Source organism: Jeotgalibacillus aurantiacus (genome assembly GCF_020595125.1).
Classification (GTDB): Bacteria; Bacillota; Bacilli; order Bacillales; family Jeotgalibacillaceae; genus Jeotgalibacillus; species Jeotgalibacillus aurantiacus.
The window spans coordinates 384,792-401,811 of sequence record NZ_JACNMS010000002.1 but is presented as its reverse complement, the minus strand read 5'-3'; the positions used below and the strand labels follow the sequence as shown (position 1 = coordinate 401,811).

15 protein-coding genes are annotated in these 17,020 nt (G+C 42.8%); 12 read left to right on the top strand and 3 right to left on the bottom strand.

The window, feature by feature from the left end; all coding sequences use genetic code 11:
- Positions 1-54: 54 nt before the first annotated feature.
- The 4 genes from tkt (at position 55) to H7968_RS06815 (ending at position 6,299) form a co-directional block, all read left to right on the top strand.
- A complete protein-coding gene (gene tkt / locus H7968_RS06830; RefSeq protein WP_227395450.1) occupies positions 55-2,058 on the top strand; it encodes a transketolase in 2,004 nt (667 codons plus the stop codon).
- 177 nt (positions 2,059-2,235) lie between these two features.
- Entirely contained in the window at positions 2,236-2,457 is a 222-nt protein-coding gene (locus H7968_RS06825; protein WP_134371630.1) for a YneF family protein, read from the top strand.
- Between the two features lie 291 nt (positions 2,458-2,748).
- The gene (locus tag H7968_RS06820) at positions 2,749-4,503 is read left to right on the top strand and encodes an ABC transporter ATP-binding protein (RefSeq protein WP_227395449.1); all 1,755 of its coding nucleotides are present in this window, start codon (positions 2,749-2,751) and stop codon (positions 4,501-4,503) included.
- On the top strand, positions 4,503-6,299 hold the full coding sequence (locus tag H7968_RS06815; RefSeq protein ID WP_227395448.1) for an ABC transporter ATP-binding protein: 1,797 nt from the start codon (positions 4,503-4,505) through the stop codon (positions 6,297-6,299). Before H7968_RS06820 ends, H7968_RS06815 begins: the two co-directional genes overlap by 1 nt.
- Before the next feature lie 66 nt (positions 6,300-6,365).
- On the opposite strand, the gene H7968_RS06810 is transcribed toward H7968_RS06815, so the two are convergent.
- Complete coding sequence (locus H7968_RS06810) at positions 6,366-6,575, bottom strand: aspartyl-phosphate phosphatase Spo0E family protein (RefSeq protein WP_134371624.1); 210 nt, start codon at positions 6,573-6,575, stop codon at positions 6,366-6,368.
- A 250-nt stretch (positions 6,576-6,825) separates the two neighbouring features.
- On the opposite strand from H7968_RS06810, the gene H7968_RS06805 reads away from it, so the two are divergent.
- The 3 genes from H7968_RS06805 (at position 6,826) to H7968_RS06795 (ending at position 9,006) form a co-directional block, all read left to right on the top strand.
- A complete protein-coding gene (locus H7968_RS06805; RefSeq protein WP_227395447.1) occupies positions 6,826-7,533 on the top strand; it encodes a cytochrome c biogenesis CcdA family protein in 708 nt (235 codons plus the stop codon).
- 71 nt (positions 7,534-7,604) lie between these two features.
- Positions 7,605-7,967 (top strand): response regulator, encoded by a 363-nt coding sequence (locus tag H7968_RS06800; protein ID WP_227395446.1) that lies wholly within the window; start codon positions 7,605-7,607, stop codon positions 7,965-7,967.
- Between the two features lie 556 nt (positions 7,968-8,523).
- A complete protein-coding gene (locus H7968_RS06795) occupies positions 8,524-9,006 on the top strand; it encodes a CcdC family protein (RefSeq protein WP_227395445.1) in 483 nt (160 codons plus the stop codon).
- Between the two features lie 31 nt (positions 9,007-9,037).
- Here the strand turns inward: H7968_RS06795 and H7968_RS06790 are convergent, their stop codons facing one another.
- Both H7968_RS06790 and H7968_RS06785 read right to left on the bottom strand, forming a co-directional pair.
- Positions 9,038-9,466: a DUF2621 domain-containing protein gene (locus H7968_RS06790; protein ID WP_227395444.1), complete on the bottom strand. Its 429-nt coding sequence runs from the start codon at positions 9,464-9,466 to the stop codon at positions 9,038-9,040.
- Positions 9,467-9,576: 110 nt separating this feature from the next.
- On the bottom strand, positions 9,577-9,726 hold the full coding sequence (locus H7968_RS06785) for a hypothetical protein (protein ID WP_166805759.1): 150 nt from the start codon (positions 9,724-9,726) through the stop codon (positions 9,577-9,579).
- A gap of 310 nt (positions 9,727-10,036) precedes the next feature.
- On the opposite strand from H7968_RS06785, the gene H7968_RS06780 reads away from it, so the two are divergent.
- The 5 genes from H7968_RS06780 (at position 10,037) to H7968_RS06760 (ending at position 16,843) form a co-directional block, all read left to right on the top strand.
- On the top strand, positions 10,037-11,176 hold the full coding sequence (locus tag H7968_RS06780; RefSeq protein WP_227395443.1) for an exonuclease SbcCD subunit D: 1,140 nt from the start codon (positions 10,037-10,039) through the stop codon (positions 11,174-11,176).
- Entirely contained in the window at positions 11,173-14,262 is a 3,090-nt protein-coding gene (locus H7968_RS06775; protein WP_227395442.1) for an AAA family ATPase, read from the top strand. The genes H7968_RS06780 and H7968_RS06775 overlap by 4 nt, the downstream gene beginning before the upstream one ends.
- 102 nt (positions 14,263-14,364) lie before the next feature.
- On the top strand, positions 14,365-14,943 hold the full coding sequence (locus tag H7968_RS06770; RefSeq protein WP_227395441.1) for an SCO family protein: 579 nt from the start codon (positions 14,365-14,367) through the stop codon (positions 14,941-14,943).
- Positions 14,944-14,965: 22 nt separating this feature from the next.
- The gene (locus tag H7968_RS06765; protein WP_227395440.1) at positions 14,966-16,405 is read left to right on the top strand and encodes a phospholipase D family protein; all 1,440 of its coding nucleotides are present in this window, start codon (positions 14,966-14,968) and stop codon (positions 16,403-16,405) included.
- A 21-nt stretch (positions 16,406-16,426) separates the two neighbouring features.
- Positions 16,427-16,843 carry a hypothetical protein gene (locus H7968_RS06760; protein ID WP_227395439.1) on the top strand — a complete coding sequence of 139 codons (417 nt, stop codon included), beginning with the start codon at positions 16,427-16,429 and terminating at the stop codon, positions 16,841-16,843.
- The last annotated feature ends 177 nt before the right edge of the window (positions 16,844-17,020 follow it).

Below are 17,020 nucleotides of genomic sequence, written 5' to 3'. Positions count from 1 at the left end.
TGTGCAATTTTGCGTACAATAGACACATATTGAGTTAGAGAGAGGATGTAGTGGATGTTTACACAAACTGATCAATTGGCAATTAACACAATCCGGACATTATCGATCGATGCGATCGATAAAGCGAATTCGGGTCACCCGGGACTTCCAATGGGGGCTGCTCCATTTGCATACACGCTATGGACACAGTTTATGAACCATAACCCGAAAAATCCGGACTGGTTCAACCGTGACCGCTTTGTGCTATCTGCAGGACATGGTTCCATGCTTTTATATAGCCTTCTGCATCTTTCAGGCTATGACCTTCCAATGGAAGAAATCAAGAATTTCCGTCAGTGGGGTTCGAAAACACCTGGACACCCTGAATATAAACATACTAAAGGTGTAGAAGCGACTACGGGTCCACTTGGACAAGGGATCGGTATGTCTGTAGGGATGGCGATGGCTGAGCGTCATTTAGCGGCGAAATATAACAAAGAAGGTCATCACATTGTTGACCATTATACTTACACATTATGTGGAGATGGCGATTTGATGGAAGGGGTTTCATCAGAGGCAGCTTCACTGGCTGGACATCTTGGATTGGACAAGCTGATCGTATTATATGATTCAAACGATATTTCACTCGACGGAGATCTGGATCGCTCGTTCTCTGAAAGTGTAAAGAAACGTTTTGAGTCTTACAACTGGCAGTATATCCGCGTAGAGGACGGAAATGATCTTGATGAAGTTGCTGCAGCAATCAAAGAAGCAAAAGCAGACACAAGCCGTCCAACAATGATAGAAATTAAAACAGTTATCGGATTCGGATCTCCAAACCGTGCCGGTACGTCAAAAGTTCACGGTGCTCCACTTGGTAATGAAGAATCTTCATTAACAAAAGAAGCGTACAAGTGGGAACACGAACCATTCCACGTTCCTTCAGAAGTATACAGCCGTTTTGAAGAGCTAGTAGTTGAAAACGGTCAGAAAAACGAAGCCGCATGGAACGAAGCATTTGCAGCTTATAAAAATGCTTACCCAGAGCTTGCTGAAGAGCTTGAAAATGCCATTAACGGCACTCTTTCTGCAGACTGGGATAAAGAAATCCCGGTATATGAAGAAGGGAAGTCACTTGCAAGCCGTGCTTCTTCAGGGGAAGTGTTAAATGCGATTGCCAAAACAGTACCTTCATTATTTGGGGGATCTGCAGACCTTGCAGGATCTAACAACACAATGATGAAGGAAGAAGATGACTTCACAGCTGAAACGCCTGCAGGCCGAAACATCTGGTTTGGCGTACGTGAATTTGCGATGGGCGCAGCACTGAACGGAATGGCCCTTCATGGTGGACTTCACGTTTATGGTGGAACGTTCTTTGTATTCAGTGATTATGTACGTCCGGCAGTTCGTCTGTCAGCGTTGATGGGTGTTCCTGTCACATATGTCTTCACTCACGACAGTATCGCAGTAGGTGAAGACGGTCCGACTCACGAGCCGATCGAACAGCTGCCATCACTTCGTGCAATGCCAAACCTTTCTGTTGTGCGTCCAGCTGATGGAAACGAAGTGGCTGCAGCGTGGAAACTTTCGATTGAAGCGAAGGATCACCCTACAGCACTTGTGTTGACAAGACAAGGGTTGCCAACGCTTCCTAACACAGCAGAAACAGCATACGAAGGTGTGAAAAAAGGTGCTTATACCGTCTCACCTGCACAAAAAGAAGAAGCAGATGCATTGATCCTTGCAACAGGATCTGAAGTCGGTCTCGCTTTTGAAGCCCAGCAGGCTTTAAAAGAAGAGAATATTGATGTAGCAGTTGTTTCCATGCCATCCTGGGACCGCTTTGAAAAGCAGTCAGATGAGTACAAACAGTCTGTTCTTCCAAAATCAGTGAAAAAGCGTCTTGCAGTTGAAATGGCAACGCCACTAGGCTGGGAGCGTTACACGGGTGACGAAGGGGATATCCTTGGTATCACAACATTTGGTGCATCTGCTCCAGGCGGAACCGTACTGAAAGAATACGGATTTACAGTGGATAACGTTGTAAATCGCGTAAAAAACCTTCTAAACAAATAATCTGCAGAAGCAAATAATGCTTTAATCTTTCGTGCCACGGGTAGCCGAGCTTACCCGTGGCACAACTTTTTTTATTTAAATTGCTATACTTCGATATCAAAATGTAATAAATCATTGTATATTTTAATCGGTTCTTGTACACTTTTAATGAAAGTATGAATTAGGAGGCAATATAAGATGGAATTATGGCTTGCAATTGTATTAATTGTTGTAGCTTTGCTTGCCGGAGTCGCACTTGGATTCTTCATCGCACGTAAATACATGATGACGTATCTCAAAAAGAACCCGCCAATCAATGAGCAAATGCTTCGCATGATGATGATGCAGATGGGAATGAAACCGTCGCAGAAGAAAATCAATCAGATGATGAGTGCTATGAATAAGCAACAGCAAAAATAAAAAAATGAACAGCACTTTCTGCTAACAGAAAGTGCTTTTATTTTACATAGCAGTGGAATGTGAATCATTCGTGTCAAACTCCGTTTGACACGCCTTGCAGGAAGAGCCTGCAAGGTTCCAAAAATACAAAACCGCCTGGGTGGCAAGCTCGCTTGCCACCAGGCGGTTTTGTATTCTTGGAAAATGATTCACCTTCCACTGCGGACCACCAAAAAACCCTTCTCTCACGCCATTTTATTTGGTACGATATGTAAGGTTAACAAAACTATATAAGAAAAGTCTGGTGAAAATATGGTTGTTTTTTACTATCTAAAATGGTTTTTCATTCAGGAAAAGAAAGCGTATTTAACAGGTATCACACTATTGCTGTTTGTAGCAGCACTCCAGCTCGTTCCACCCCGTGTCATCGGAATCATCGTCGATCTGATTCAAAATCAGACATTGACCGGACAAACGCTTGCCTTGTGGATGGGGCTTCTGCTGGCATCCGGTCTCGGTATGTACGTCCTCAGATACTACTGGAGAATTATGATCTTCGGCTCAGCTGTCAAACTTGCAAAGCAGATGAGGGAAAAACTGTTCATACACTTCACACAAATGTCCAGACAATTTTACCAGAACAGAAGAACCGGGGATTTAATGGCGCACGCTACAAACGACCTGTCAGCCATCCAGCAGACAGCCGGAGCAGGCGTTCTGACTCTCGTGGATTCCCTTGCAACAGGATTGTTTGTCATAGGGGCAATGGCGATCCTCATCGATTGGAAACTTACGTTGATTGCACTCATTCCCATGCCATTTATGGCGCTGTCTACAAGCCTGTACGGCAGAATGCTGCACAAAAGATTTAAATATGCACAGGAAGCTTTCTCCGACCTTAACGACAAAACACAGGAAAGCATCAGTGGCATAAAAGTAATCAAAACATTCGGACAGGAAAAAGAAGATGTTGAGTCATTCAGACAGCTGTCAAAAAGCGTAGTCGATAAAAATATCGCTGTCGCAAGAGTTGACTCTCTTTTTGATCCGACGATCACATTCATTGTCGGTGTTTCCTTCTTCCTTTCCATCTATTTTGGTGCGCAAATGGTTGTAGCAGATGAAATGACGCTTGGTGAACTCGTCTCCTTTACAACCTATCTCGGACTTTTAGTCTGGCCGATGCTTGCGTTTGGCTGGCTGTTTAACATCGTGGAGAGAGGGAGGGCATCCTACGAGCGTGTTAATATTCTGCTGAGCCACCCTCAGGAAATAAAAAATGAAGAAGGAAGTACATCGAATCCGCCCCAGGGTGATATTCAGCTTGCGCTGGATTCATTTACGTATGGTGGAACTGACAAACCTACATTAAAAAATATTCAGTTTGAGCTGAAACGTGGTCAGACACTCGGAATTGTCGGGAAGACAGGGGCAGGAAAAACGACGCTCCTAAAGCTTCTCATGCGTGAAGAAGACCAGTACACAGGGTTTATCGGGATGGGCGGTAAAGATATCAAAACATATGATCTTCATGCGCTCAGAGAATCAATAGGCTATGTACCTCAGGATCACTTTTTATTTTCAATGTCTGTAAAAGATAATATCCGTTTTGCTGCACCAGACGTGACCGAAGAGCTTCTTGAAGAAGCAGCCCGGATTGCGAGGGTGCATGATGATATAACCGGTTTTACAAACGGTTATGAAACAGTTGTAGGTGAAAGAGGGGTTTCCTTGTCCGGCGGTCAAAAGCAGCGTATATCAATCGCCAGAGCTCTTGTTACAAATCCCGAAGTACTCATCCTCGATGACTCACTGTCTGCAGTTGACGCAAAAACCGAAGAGGACATTTTGACAGGTCTGAAAGAAAAACGAAAAGGAAAAACGACCATCATCACTGCGCACCGTCTCAGTGCCGTAGAACACGCTGATCTGATTCTCGTTCTGGATCAGGGCGAATTGGCGGAATCCGGTACCCATATGGAGTTAATGGGTAAAAGCGGACTTTATTATACGATGTATATGAGGCAGCAGCTTGAAGACCTTGTCGAAAAAGGAGGGGAACGATAATGGAGCAGCAGCAGACCTTGACAGGGAAAGATCAGTGGAAGGTATTAAAACGCCTTCTTTCCTATACCGTTCCTTTTAAAAAGCCGATTGCTCTGGCCTTTGTTCTTCTCCTTCTGATGATAGGCGGGGAAGTGGCGGGACCTTTTCTAATCAAGATTTTTATTGATGATTATCTCACACCGGGTATTTTTCCGTTTCAGGAAATCGCAGCACTTGCATCAGCATTTATTGTCATTCAGATCGGAAACGTCTTTATTACGTATTTTCAGCTGTTGAAATTTCAACAGATCGCGCTGAATATTATTCAGCAGCTTCGTATTGATGTGTTTAAGCATGTTCAGGACCTTGGTGCCAGTTATTTTGATCAAACACCTGCCGGCTCGATCGTTTCAAGGGTAACAAACGATACAGAAGCCATTAAGGAAATGTTTGTTAGTGTGCTTGTCGGATTTATACAAAGTGCCTTTCTGCTGGTCGGTATTTTTATTGCCATGTTCATTTTGAATGTAAGGCTGGCTTTCTTTTGCCTGCTCATTCTGCCGGTTCTATTTGTGATCATCCGGACATACCGTAAGTACAGCTCAGTCTTTTATCAGGACCTCAGAGAGCGGTTAAGTCAGTTAAATGCAAAGCTTGCTGAATCCATTTCCGGAATGGGGATCATTCAGGTATTCAGGCAGGAACAGAGAGTGTCTGATGAATTCCAGGACATTAATGAGCAGCATTACCGTGCGGGTATGAAAAATATTAAAATTGACGGGCTACTGCTGCGACCAGCTATTGATTTAGTCTATATACTGGCACTCATGCTTGTGCTCAGCTATTTCGGCTTTACCTCTCTTGATATTGCAGGGGGTATTGAAGTCGGAGTTCTCTATGCATTCGTTCAGTATCTGGACCGCTTTTTCGAACCGATTAATCAGGTGATGCAGCGATTATCCATTTTTCAGCAGGCCATTGTCGCCGCCTCACGGGTGTTCAAACTGATGGATCATCAGGAGCTCTCACCCGCACACCCTGAAAAATCAGTCCATCACAACCCTGAAGCGAAAATCGAATTCAAAAATGTCACCTTTTCTTACGATGGACAAAAGGATGTATTAAAAAATATTTCTTTTACGGCAAATCCGGGGGAAACCATTGCGCTTGTAGGACATACAGGCAGTGGGAAAAGCTCCATTATTAATTTGTTTATGCGTTTTTATGAGTTTGAAAAGGGAGAAATCCTGATCGATGGACATTCCATTAAGTCATATGCGATTGAGGATTTACGTAAAAAAACCGGCCTCGTTCTGCAGGATCCGTTTTTGTTTTACGGGACCATCAGCAGTAACATCAGACTCTTTAATCCGGATATAACCGACCGGGAAATACGGGCAGCAAGTGAATTTGTCCAGGCTCATCACTTTATTGACCAGCTTGAGGACGGATATGAGCATAAAGTGGTGGAAAGAGGTGCTGCATTCTCAAGTGGTCAGAGACAGCTGATCGCGTTTGCCAGAACCATTGCCTCCAATCCTGATATTTTAATCCTTGATGAAGCGACTGCCAACATTGACACGGAAACAGAAGAAGCAATTCAGCTTGCCTTAAAGAAGATGCGTGAAGGCAGAACCACGATCGCAATTGCACACAGACTGTCTACGATTCAGGATGCAGATCAGATTCTTGTGCTGCACCAGGGTGAGATCGTAGAACGTGGAAATCACCAGGAGCTGTTAAAGCTCGGTGGACTGTATCACAAAATGTATTTACTTCAAAACAATAAAGCTGAGGCGATGGAAGAAACATCATAAATTAGACATCATAAAAAAGACTTCCTTTTGTAAGGAAGTCTTTTTTAAATCTTATTATGTTCTTTTTCAGCCTGGGTTCGCAGCGATTTTTATATCAGTGGACCGAGGGGGCTGAGGCCTCTCTGAATGTTCTTTTTCAAATTGGTTAAGCAGTTCATCAAGCTCCTGAGAGTATTTCACTGCGCGTGGAGAAGATAGTCCTTCCTTTGCAGCAGTATAAATGAGAATCTGCCTTTTCTTTTCGATTTCTTCAAGGAGTTTGCTTTGATCAGCCATAAAGCCTATCCTTTCATTGGGTAGTCAACCTGACCCATACAGTATTTGTCATTCCTGTAACTTACCGTATAGTATACCGAAAATTCATCCGTATGAAAAGTAAAAAATCTTTTAAACCTGGTATTTTTATTAAAATTTTTGTGAACAGCCTGCGGAACCGTTTGCGTCACAAAACGTTAAACTTCATATCATCTGACAGGTGTGATGCTCTGTTAAAATGAACATACGCAACATTACTTAGGGGGTTTCTATGACTGATTTAAACATCTTTTTTGCATTCGCAGCAGGGGTGCTGAGTTTTGTTTCACCCTGCGTATTACCGCTTTATCCGGCATTCTTATCCTATATTACCGGCATGTCAGTTGAAAGTCTGACAAAAGAAAAAGCCATGTTCAGAAAGTCTAGCATGCTCCATACACTATTCTTTCTGCTTGGTTTTCTCGTTATTTTTATTGCACTGGCATTTACATCAAGCTTGCTCGGAGAATTCATGTTCAGATACCAGGATCTGATTCGTCAGCTGGGAGCTATTTTAATTGTTGTATTTGGTCTTATAACGGTTGGAATTTTTTCACCTGAATTTTTAATGAAGGAAAGAAAAGTTCATTTTAAAAACAGACCTGCAGGCTACATCGGTACATTTTTCATCGGACTGGCATTTGCAGCAGGCTGGACGCCATGTATTGGACCGATTCTCAGTGCAGTCTTTGTTATGGCCTCCGTCAACCCGGGAGCATCATTTGGCTACATGATGGCTTATTTCGCAGGATTTGCCTTGCCATTTTTTGTACTGTCTTTTTTCCTGAACAAGCTCGGCTGGATCCGCAAGAGAAGCGGTCAGATTATGAAAATTGGCGGCTGGGCCATGATTGGCATGGGAATCGTTCTGTTTTTTGATGGATTAACCTGGATTATCGAGTTGTTGCTTCCTATTTTCGGCAATTTCACAGGATTTTGACCCATATTACTTGAAGGACTTTAGGATTAATTGTATAGTTATAATAGACTATATAGTTAAGGGTGAGACAAATGACAAAAGTGCTTGTGGTCGATGATGCTAAATTTATGAGAATGACACTTAAAAACATGCTTTCAAACTCTGATTTTGAAGTAATCGGTGAAGCTGAAAACGGACAGGACGCTATCGAACAATACAAAGCGCTCAGCCCGGATCTTGTAACAATGGATATTACCATGCCTATACTTGACGGAATCAGTGCGGCAAAAGAAATTCTGAGAGAAGATCCTTCAGCTAAAATCATTATGTGTTCTGCCATGGGTCAGCAGAAAATGGTGATTGAAGCGATCGAAGCCGGTGCAAAAGACTTCATTGTTAAACCGTTCGACAGCCACCGCGTCATTGAATCCATGAGCCGCGTAATTAAACAATAACCAAAAAAACCGTATTCCTTACCAGAATACGGTTTTTTTAATTGAATAACGAAGAGCACCGGGCCTGGACCATCCTGCGCTTTCCGTGGCCGGGCGGTGAACCCCTTGTGCTTCGCACAATGGTTTCACCTGTCCCTTTCCGCCACAGGAGTCTCCGGATGGTCCAGGCCCTATGATAATTTATGTACATTATAAAAAACTCAATCACTGAGAAATCACACAATCTTTTGATTGTATAAGGAACTCGATAAACAATATCATTTTTTTTGATCTTTAATTCTAAAGGGTTTTTATACTCCTAATAATAAACAATTAAGTGGGAAGTTACACTTGAAGTGCCGGGGCATTCCGGAGACTCCTGCGGCAGAGGAGCGACAGGTGAGACAGCGTAGCGCGAAGCGCTAGCTGGCTCACCGCGCGGCCGCGGAAAGCGAAGGAATGCCCCGGCACGATTTTTTAAACTGAGAACAACGTCAGAATCACTTTTACAAATCACTCATTCTTTATTATACTAAACAAGCATAGTGAAACGATTACACAGATAGGTGGCTAACAAATGTATGTGATCCTTTCAACCATAGCAGCTGTCATTATGGGATCAGCCGTTCTCGCAATTCGCATGAAAGCCTCGAAAAAGCCTGTTACCGCAAAAAAGATCATTCTGCCTCCGTTATTTATGAGTACCGGAGCACTCATGTTTATCTTTCCGTATTTCCGCGTAACACCTGTTGAGGCTGCAGAGGCCATTGCTGTCGGACTCTTATTTTCGATTGTTCTGATTAAGACGTCAAAGTTTGAGCATAAGGATGACGGAATATACTTAAGGGCATCAAAAGCTTTTCCATTTATTTTGATTGGTCTGCTGGTCATTCGGATTGTCATGAAAATTGTGCTCAGCTCAACCATTGAGGTCGGTACGCTTGCCGGGATGTTCTGGATTCTGGCGTTTGGGATGCTTGTTCCATGGCGGATTGCCATGTACCTTCAGTTCAAAAAGCTGGAGAAAGACTCGGTGGATCAGCCTTCACAGTTTGCATAATAAAAAACATCGCAGATTGCGATGTTTTTTATTATGCAAACAGATCCTCATACGGCTGCAGGTCTATTTGGAGATCTTTCATTTTTTTACGCAGAAATTTATGGTCGCGTTTTGGTGTTGCGAGAATATACCCTCTGATGATGAGATCAAGGGTAATGCTGCCGGCTTTCTCTTTGACCGCAAGCTCACCGATTTTACCCGCGATTTTCTGCCTGGCTACATCTCTGAAAAGCTCCGGTACAGGACTTACGAGATCCTCGAGAAGCATACGTTCTTTTTCTCCCCATAAATGTCTGGTTCGATCGACAAAATGCTCTTCCCAATCCAAATCTGATTTACCATCTTCTTTTGGCATTCTCTTTAAAAATTTGCGGAACATAAAAAATCCGCCGATCGCGAAAAGAGAAATCAGGACGACCACCCAAAAGAGGATAAACCATAAAAACCAACCTTCAAGCACATTCGTCACTCCGTTCCATTATGTTGACAGTTTCATTATAGTGCAGATTGAACGTGTCATCAAGAGAGTGACCATAAAATGAAAAATGACCTGACTCACCAGGTCATGAACTATTGAATTTGACGGTAGCCAAGGGAGACAAGCTGATGAAGGTTTTCACGGCGGACTTCATAAATCTTTTTGTTGTCGGCGGTTACGCGGATGTACTCGTCTGACTCCAGTTCCGGTTTTTCGATATAATCGTTTTCAATTTTTCGCATTCAGTGCCCCTCCTTTCATTTGTATATACAATATAATCTGAAAATTCTCACAAAACAATCCGTCAAAAGTATGAATTTTTATACTTAATTTTTCATAATCATTAATTTCAACTATATAAAAGCTAAACATTAAACGAATTTGAACAGTTTTTCTCCTGCTTTAATTGTATTCTTTTGTATGTCCATTCAGAACTGTCATGATCATCCTGACAATAAAACAGCCGGCATTTTTTCAGGTTTAATTCAGGGAGGAAAGCATAAGTAAATCAATGGTATAATGGCGTCACTACATAAAAAAGGGTGTCGAAAAATGAAATTTTTACATACAGCGGACTGGCATTTGGGCAAGCTCGTGCATGGAATTTATATGACTGAGGATCAGGCATCGGTGCTGGCACATTTTATACAGATTGCAGAAGAAGAAAAGCCGGATGCCATTGTAATCGCGGGAGATTTGTATGACCGGTCAGTACCGCCGGCTGAGGCAGTAAACCTCCTGGATCGAACGCTTTACAAATTGAATGTTGAGATGGGTATTCCGGTCATCGCGATTTCTGGAAATCATGACAGTGCTGACCGTCTTGCCTTTGGTTCAGCCTGGTACAGACAGTCGGGTATGCACATGACAGGTAAATGGACGCCGGAAATAGAGCCGGTCACGATCAATGGGGTGACATTTCATTCCGTACCTTATGCAGAGCCTGTTTTAATAAGATCTGTTCTTAATGACGAGACCATCATGACACACCATGATGCTTCAAAAAAGATCATCGAAAAAATAAGTGAATCAATGGAACCTGATACTGCACACGTTTTTGTTGGACATTCTTTCGTTGCGGGGGGCCAGACATCTGATTCAGAGAGAACGCTCTCTGTCGGGGGTGCGGGAACGGTAGGGAAGGATTTGTTCTCGCCTTTTGTATACACCGCACTTGGACACCTGCACAGTCCGGATGCAATAAGAGATGAGAAAGTGCATTATTCCGGTTCATTGATGAAGTATTCTTTTTCAGAGGCTAATCAGCGGAAAATAGTAAAGTCGGTGACCATTGAAAACGGTCAGGCAACTGTAAAGGATATTCCGCTTAAACCAAAAAGGGATATGAGAATCATTGAGGGACACCTGGCAGACCTTTTATCCGAAGCGTTTTATCGGCATCAGAAAACAGATGATTATCTGAAAGTGGTGCTGCTTGACGAAGGTTCACTCATTGATCCGATGAACCGTTTAAGATCGGTTTACCCGAATGTGCTCCATCTGGAGAGAAAAACGGTTCAGCGGGATAAAAAAATGGAGGATGGACTTAAACCGGGTTTATCAGCAGATGTTTCTGATGTCACGCTGTTCAAGAAATTTTATCAGCATGTGACAACGGCAGAGTGGACCGATTTGATTGAAAAGGAAGCAGAGCGGCAATTCAATGCGACAGGGAGAGATCAGGATCAATGAAGCCGATTAAATTGACGATGCAGGCATTCGGGCCTTATGCAAATATTGAAACGATTAATTTTACCGAACTGGATGGCAGAACAATGTTCGTCATTTCCGGAAAAACGGGTGCCGGTAAAACGACGGTATTTGATGCCATTTCATTTGCCTTGTATGGAAAAACGAGTGGGGAGGAACGTTCTCCTCAGGAGCTGAGAAGTCATTTTGCTGATGAAGATCTGATTACGGAAGTGGATTTCACATTTGAGCTGAAAAAGAAGGTGTACCGGATTGTCAGGTCACCGATGCAGGAAAGGAAGAAGAGCCGTGGAGAAGGAACACGGCTTGTTAATTCCAATGCAGAAATGTACGTCATTGAGGATGGAAAAGAAGTGCTGGCAGCATCCTCTTTACGTGAGACGGATGAAAAAGTCCAGCAGATCATGCAGCTGGATTTTAATCAGTTCAGGCAGATCCTCATGATTCCTCAAGGAGAGTTCAGAAAGCTTTTAACGTCTGACAGTACAGATAAGGAACTGATTCTTCAAAAGCTGTTCCACACAAAATACTACCGCGCGTTTCAGGATCAGCTCAAAAACGAAGCGAGAGAGTTGAAACAGCGAGCAGAGCAGTATCAGAGTGAAAGAATGAAAATGATCGGTTCGATCGATGCGCTAGACGATGAAGAATTGCAGGGTGAGCTTTTAAAAGAACCGATAAATGAAGCTAAAGCGTTATCACTAGCAAAAAACTTAGTAGCAACTCAGAATGAAAATAAAAAAAACATCCATTTATCAATAAAACAAATACGTGAAAAAATGGACCACACGATTAAGGAAATTGAACGTGCTAACTTTATTAAAAAGTCTTTTGAAGAGCTTGATAAACTGAAAACTGAGTTTAGCAGTCTTGAACAGCAGAAAGACCAAATATCACAAAAGGAACAAAAAATCGAAAAGGCCGACCAGGCGCAAAAACTGATTCCATTTATTCAGGATCTTGAGTTGAAAAAGAAGGAAGTGAACTTGAGAAGGTCTGCGAAGGAATCTGCTGAAAAGGAATTGACTTCTATTAAGGAGCAGCTCGTCTCGCTGCAATCTGACGTTGATCATCTGCACAGTCTTGAATCTGAAATCGATCAAAAACAGAAGAAGCTTGGAGAGTTAGAGAAACTTGAAGAGAAGCTGAACAGGCTGACTGATTTAAACGAAAAGCTTCAAAGTATAGAATCAAGTGGAAAAAAAGGCAAAACCGAGCTTACCCGCATTCAGGAGAACATAAGCAATCTCGAATCCCAAAAACTGATGCTTGAGGACAAGCACCGGATTTATCTGGAGGAAAAATCAAATTATGCATCCATCAAGCATGAATTGTATATGGCAAGCGAAAAAGCGGGTAAAGAAAAGGAATTAAATGAGCTGCGACAGCTGTTTGATCAACATCGTCTTTCGACGGATAAGCTGCGTACAGACCTTGATTCCATTGAACTTAAGGTTGCACAGGCCGAGAAGAAAAAAGGGGAAGAAGAAAAAAAGCAATCCAGCTTTTATGCAGCTTATCTGGCCGATGAACTGACAGATGGTGAACCATGCAAGGTATGCGGGTCCCTACATCACCCAAAACCTGCTGAAGCGTCCAATGATCACTTCGACATTGAAAAGGCACAGGAGGAAATCTCATCGTTAAAAGAGGCTCGTGCACGGATGGATGCTGAATATAAGCATGCCAAAGGGAAAATGCAGGAGCTCGAACAACGGATAAAAGAGCTGCAGGCTGAATGTAGTGTTGAAAAAGAGCCTGTCATTCAGGTTCTTAATAATCTAAAAGCAAAAGAACAAAAGCTCATGGCATCTATCAGGCAATCAGAAGGTGTAAAAGAGCAGCTTCAGAATGTTTTACAGCAGCTTTCACGAAGTAAAGATATTGAGAACAGACTTTCAATAGAAGTCCAACAGCAGCGGGAACAATATGTCAGCACAAAGGCCACGATTACTTCTTTAGCTGAAGAAATTCCGGATGCCTACTTTGGAAATGATTCATATGTTCAGGAAATCAAGCAATTAAAGCAGGAGATCACAACTTATCAGTCCAGACGGAAGGAAAGAGAGGCTGCTCATACTGAAGCAGGAAATAAAATGGCCAGTCTGACTGAACGTGTAAAAACAAGTCAGCGGGAAGTAGAAAGTGCGAAGTGTAAAGAAAAAGAATCGGCTGACAGCTTATATGCTGAACTTCAGCAATCTGTATTCGAGTCAAAGGAAGAGGCCGTTTCCGCAAATATGCATCCTACTGATCAATCCAAACTTGAACGTGAAATTCGTGACTATCATCAGCAGCTTTTTCTTGTTAAAGAAAAAACATTATCAGCAGAAAAAGCGCTCGAAGGCGTCGTCATGCCGGACGCAGAAGAATTAAAAGCCAGACAGGTTGGCTATGAATCAGAAATGAAAGAGCTAGAGGAAAGGTTTGCCCGGGCGGCTGCCTACGTGCAGCGCCATGAAGAATTAATACGTAAAATTGAAGAGAGCATCACGTTATCCTCTGATATAGAGGAGCGCTACAGGCTGATCGGATGGATTTCAGATACAGCAAATGGTCAGAATGAGCGGAAGCTGACTTTTGAAAGATTTGTTCTCTCCTATTACCTGGATGATATTTTAATCACAGCGAATGACCGACTGCTTAAAATGTCATCAGGCAGATATGAACTTGCCAGAAAAGAGGACCGGTCAAAAGGAAATAAGCAGAGCGGCCTTGAACTTCTCGTTTGGGACCATTACACCGGACAGACAAGGCATGTTAAAACGCTATCAGGTGGTGAAGCGTTTAAAGCGTCATTATCACTTGCCCTTGGCCTGGCAGATGTTGTCCAGTCCTATGCCGGCGGTGTCTCACTTGAAACGATGTTTATTGATGAAGGATTCGGGACGCTTGATCCGGAATCACTTGACCAGGCGATTGAATCATTGATGGAAATACAGGCTGGGGGAAGGCTTGTCGGCGTCATTTCACATGTTCCTGAATTAAAGGAGCGGATTGATGCAAGACTCGAAGTGACAAGTACAAATACAGGAAGTTCAACCCGCTTTCTGTTTGAATCACTCTAACTGTCACAATATGTACATGATAAGATGGTAAGAGACATTGTATATAACTCTTCATTTTTGTACGATTAATTTCGAATAATATGTTCGGAAAGGAAGAGTTACGTGAAAAAAACAGCAGGTATTGGCATTTTGTTATCTATTTTTCTATTATCCGGCTGCATGCAAAGCTTTCAGCCGAATATGGATCGTGATCTTGGAAGCTTTTCATATACGAATCAGAACGGCGATACGGTTTCAAATGAAGATCTGGCAGGAACTCCGGTCATCGCAAATTTCATCTTTACAAACTGTGATACGGTATGCCCGCCGATGACTTACAATATGGCTGGTGTCCAGGAAGCCATTGAAGAAGAGGGAATTGAGGATTACCGCATCGTGTCATTCAGCGTCGACCCTGAACGGGATGATCAGGAAACGCTTAAAGCATTTATGTCCAGATACGAAATGAATGAGGAAAAGTGGGATTTCTTAACCGGATATGAGTTTGAAGAAATCAGTAACCTTGCACTGGAATCCTTTCAGGGGCTGGTAATTGATGATCCAAATACCGATCAGATGTCCCACCCGACAAGCTTTTACTTAATTGATGAAGATGGAAATGTCGTTAAGAGTTATGATGGAGTGAGTGATGTACCTGAAGATGAGATCGTGTCAGATTTAAAAGCTGTATCATCCAATTAATCTCCGGAAAGCAGGGCTCAGGATGAAAAATAAACAATCTTGGTGGAAAAAAAAACGCTGGATTGCGATTAGTGCGCTGCTCGTTATTTATATCAGTGTTCTATTATATCATCAGTATAAGCCGCTCCCTGAGGGGATTTCTTACGAGAGCTCAGAGTACCAGACGGAAAATGTACAATTTTTTCGGGATCTGACCTATGAAGAAAACGGTGAAAGAGTGCTGGATCATGAGATATTTAACCGTGTCGAACAGGTGATTGAGGAAGCAGAAGAGTTTATTGTCATTGATATCTTTATGATTGATGGAAGGGTTAACGAAGACAAAGGATATCCGGATCTTGCAGGTAACCTGAGAGATCAGCTTCTCATGAAGAAAGAGGAGAACCCGGACCTTCCCATAACTGTGATTACAGACCCTGTGAACACTGGGTATGGTTCATATGAGGCGGAATGGCTTGTGCCTTTAGAAGAAGCCGGCATCAACGTTGTTATAACAAATCTTGATCCGCTAAGAGATTCAACGCCACTATATTCAACCTTCTGGCGGATGGGACCAGGGTGGTTTGGTCAGGGCGGAGAAGGCTGGATTGCAAACCCGTTTGTCAGGGGCGGACCGGAAATGACGCTAAGATCTTACTTAATGCTCGGTAATGTTAAAGCGAATCACCGTAAGGCGGTCATAACTGAAAAGAGCGGTATGGTCTTGTCTGCAAATGCGCATAACGAATCAGGTTTTCACAACAATGTTGCTTATGAAGTCAGCGGGCCGATCATTCAGGAGATGCTTAATGCCGAACAGGCAGTTATCAATTTATCAGATCCTGACATTCAGCTCCCGGAGTATGTAGGAAGTCAGGAGAGTGAAGGTCCATTAACCGTTAAATATGTGACAGAGGGGAAAACCTATGAAGCCATTCTCTCTGCCATTGAGCAGACAGAGCCTGGCGATGAAATATGGATGGCGATGTTTTATCTTGCCGAACCGGAGATCGTCAATAAGCTTGAACAGGCTGTACTTAGAGATGTTGAAGTGTCACTTATTTTAGATCCGAATGAAACAGCGTTTGGAAACAAAAAAACGGGACTGCCAAACCGTCCGGTCATTCATGAAATGCTCGGAAACACGGATGACCAACTGAATATAAGGTGGTATAATGTGGATATCGAGCAGTTTCATCCTAAAATGATTTACTTGAAGTCCGGGAATGAGTCCACGATCATTTCAGGATCAGCCAATTTCACGGCCAGAAATTTAACGGATTATAATCTTGAGAATAACATGATTATTAAAGGCCCGTCATCAAGTGATGTCATGACCGATACTGAAACTTACTTTAATCAGCTATGGCACAATGAAGGGGCTGAATATACGGTTCCGGAAGAGGAATTCCAGGGTGTTCTTTCCTTCTGGCAGCGAGGAGTTTATGCTGTTCAAAAAGCGCTTGGACTGACTACTTATTAAATTTTCGCACGGGGTGGCACGATGATAAAAAAAGAATGGATTTTACTGTCTTTCATGTCAACAGCCCTCATTGCGAGCGTATGCAGTGTGATTCTCATTTTATGGACGGGACAGGATCATACAAATCAGCTTCCTGAAGCAGAACAGGAGCCGGCAGAGGCTTTGGAACTTGAAGCGAACCAGGAAACTGAACAGCCTGCAGAAGAATCCGGAGGCGAGGATCAGCAGACCCCCGTTAATACAGACGAAAAACCTGAGCAAACTGACACAAAGTCAGATGTGCCGGTGCGTCAAAACGTTGATGAAGAGACGAAAGTGAATGAGGTTTACGAAAGTGAGGAAAAGGAAGAGTCGATTACCCAACCGTTAGAGCCTCAGATCCCCGAGCAACCAGCAGTAAATATGGAGACTTCTAATGTAGAAGATGACAATGAATAAATTTATAATGATTGAAGTAAAGTGAGATCTGATTCCATTATCAGATCTCTTTTTAATTCCATATATAAGATTAATTACCTATATAAGGTTACAAATATTACTTGCAATCAGTAAAAACCGTATGTTACCGTAATAAACGTGTTTTTTTACCGGGGATTTGGGTATACATCTATAGTC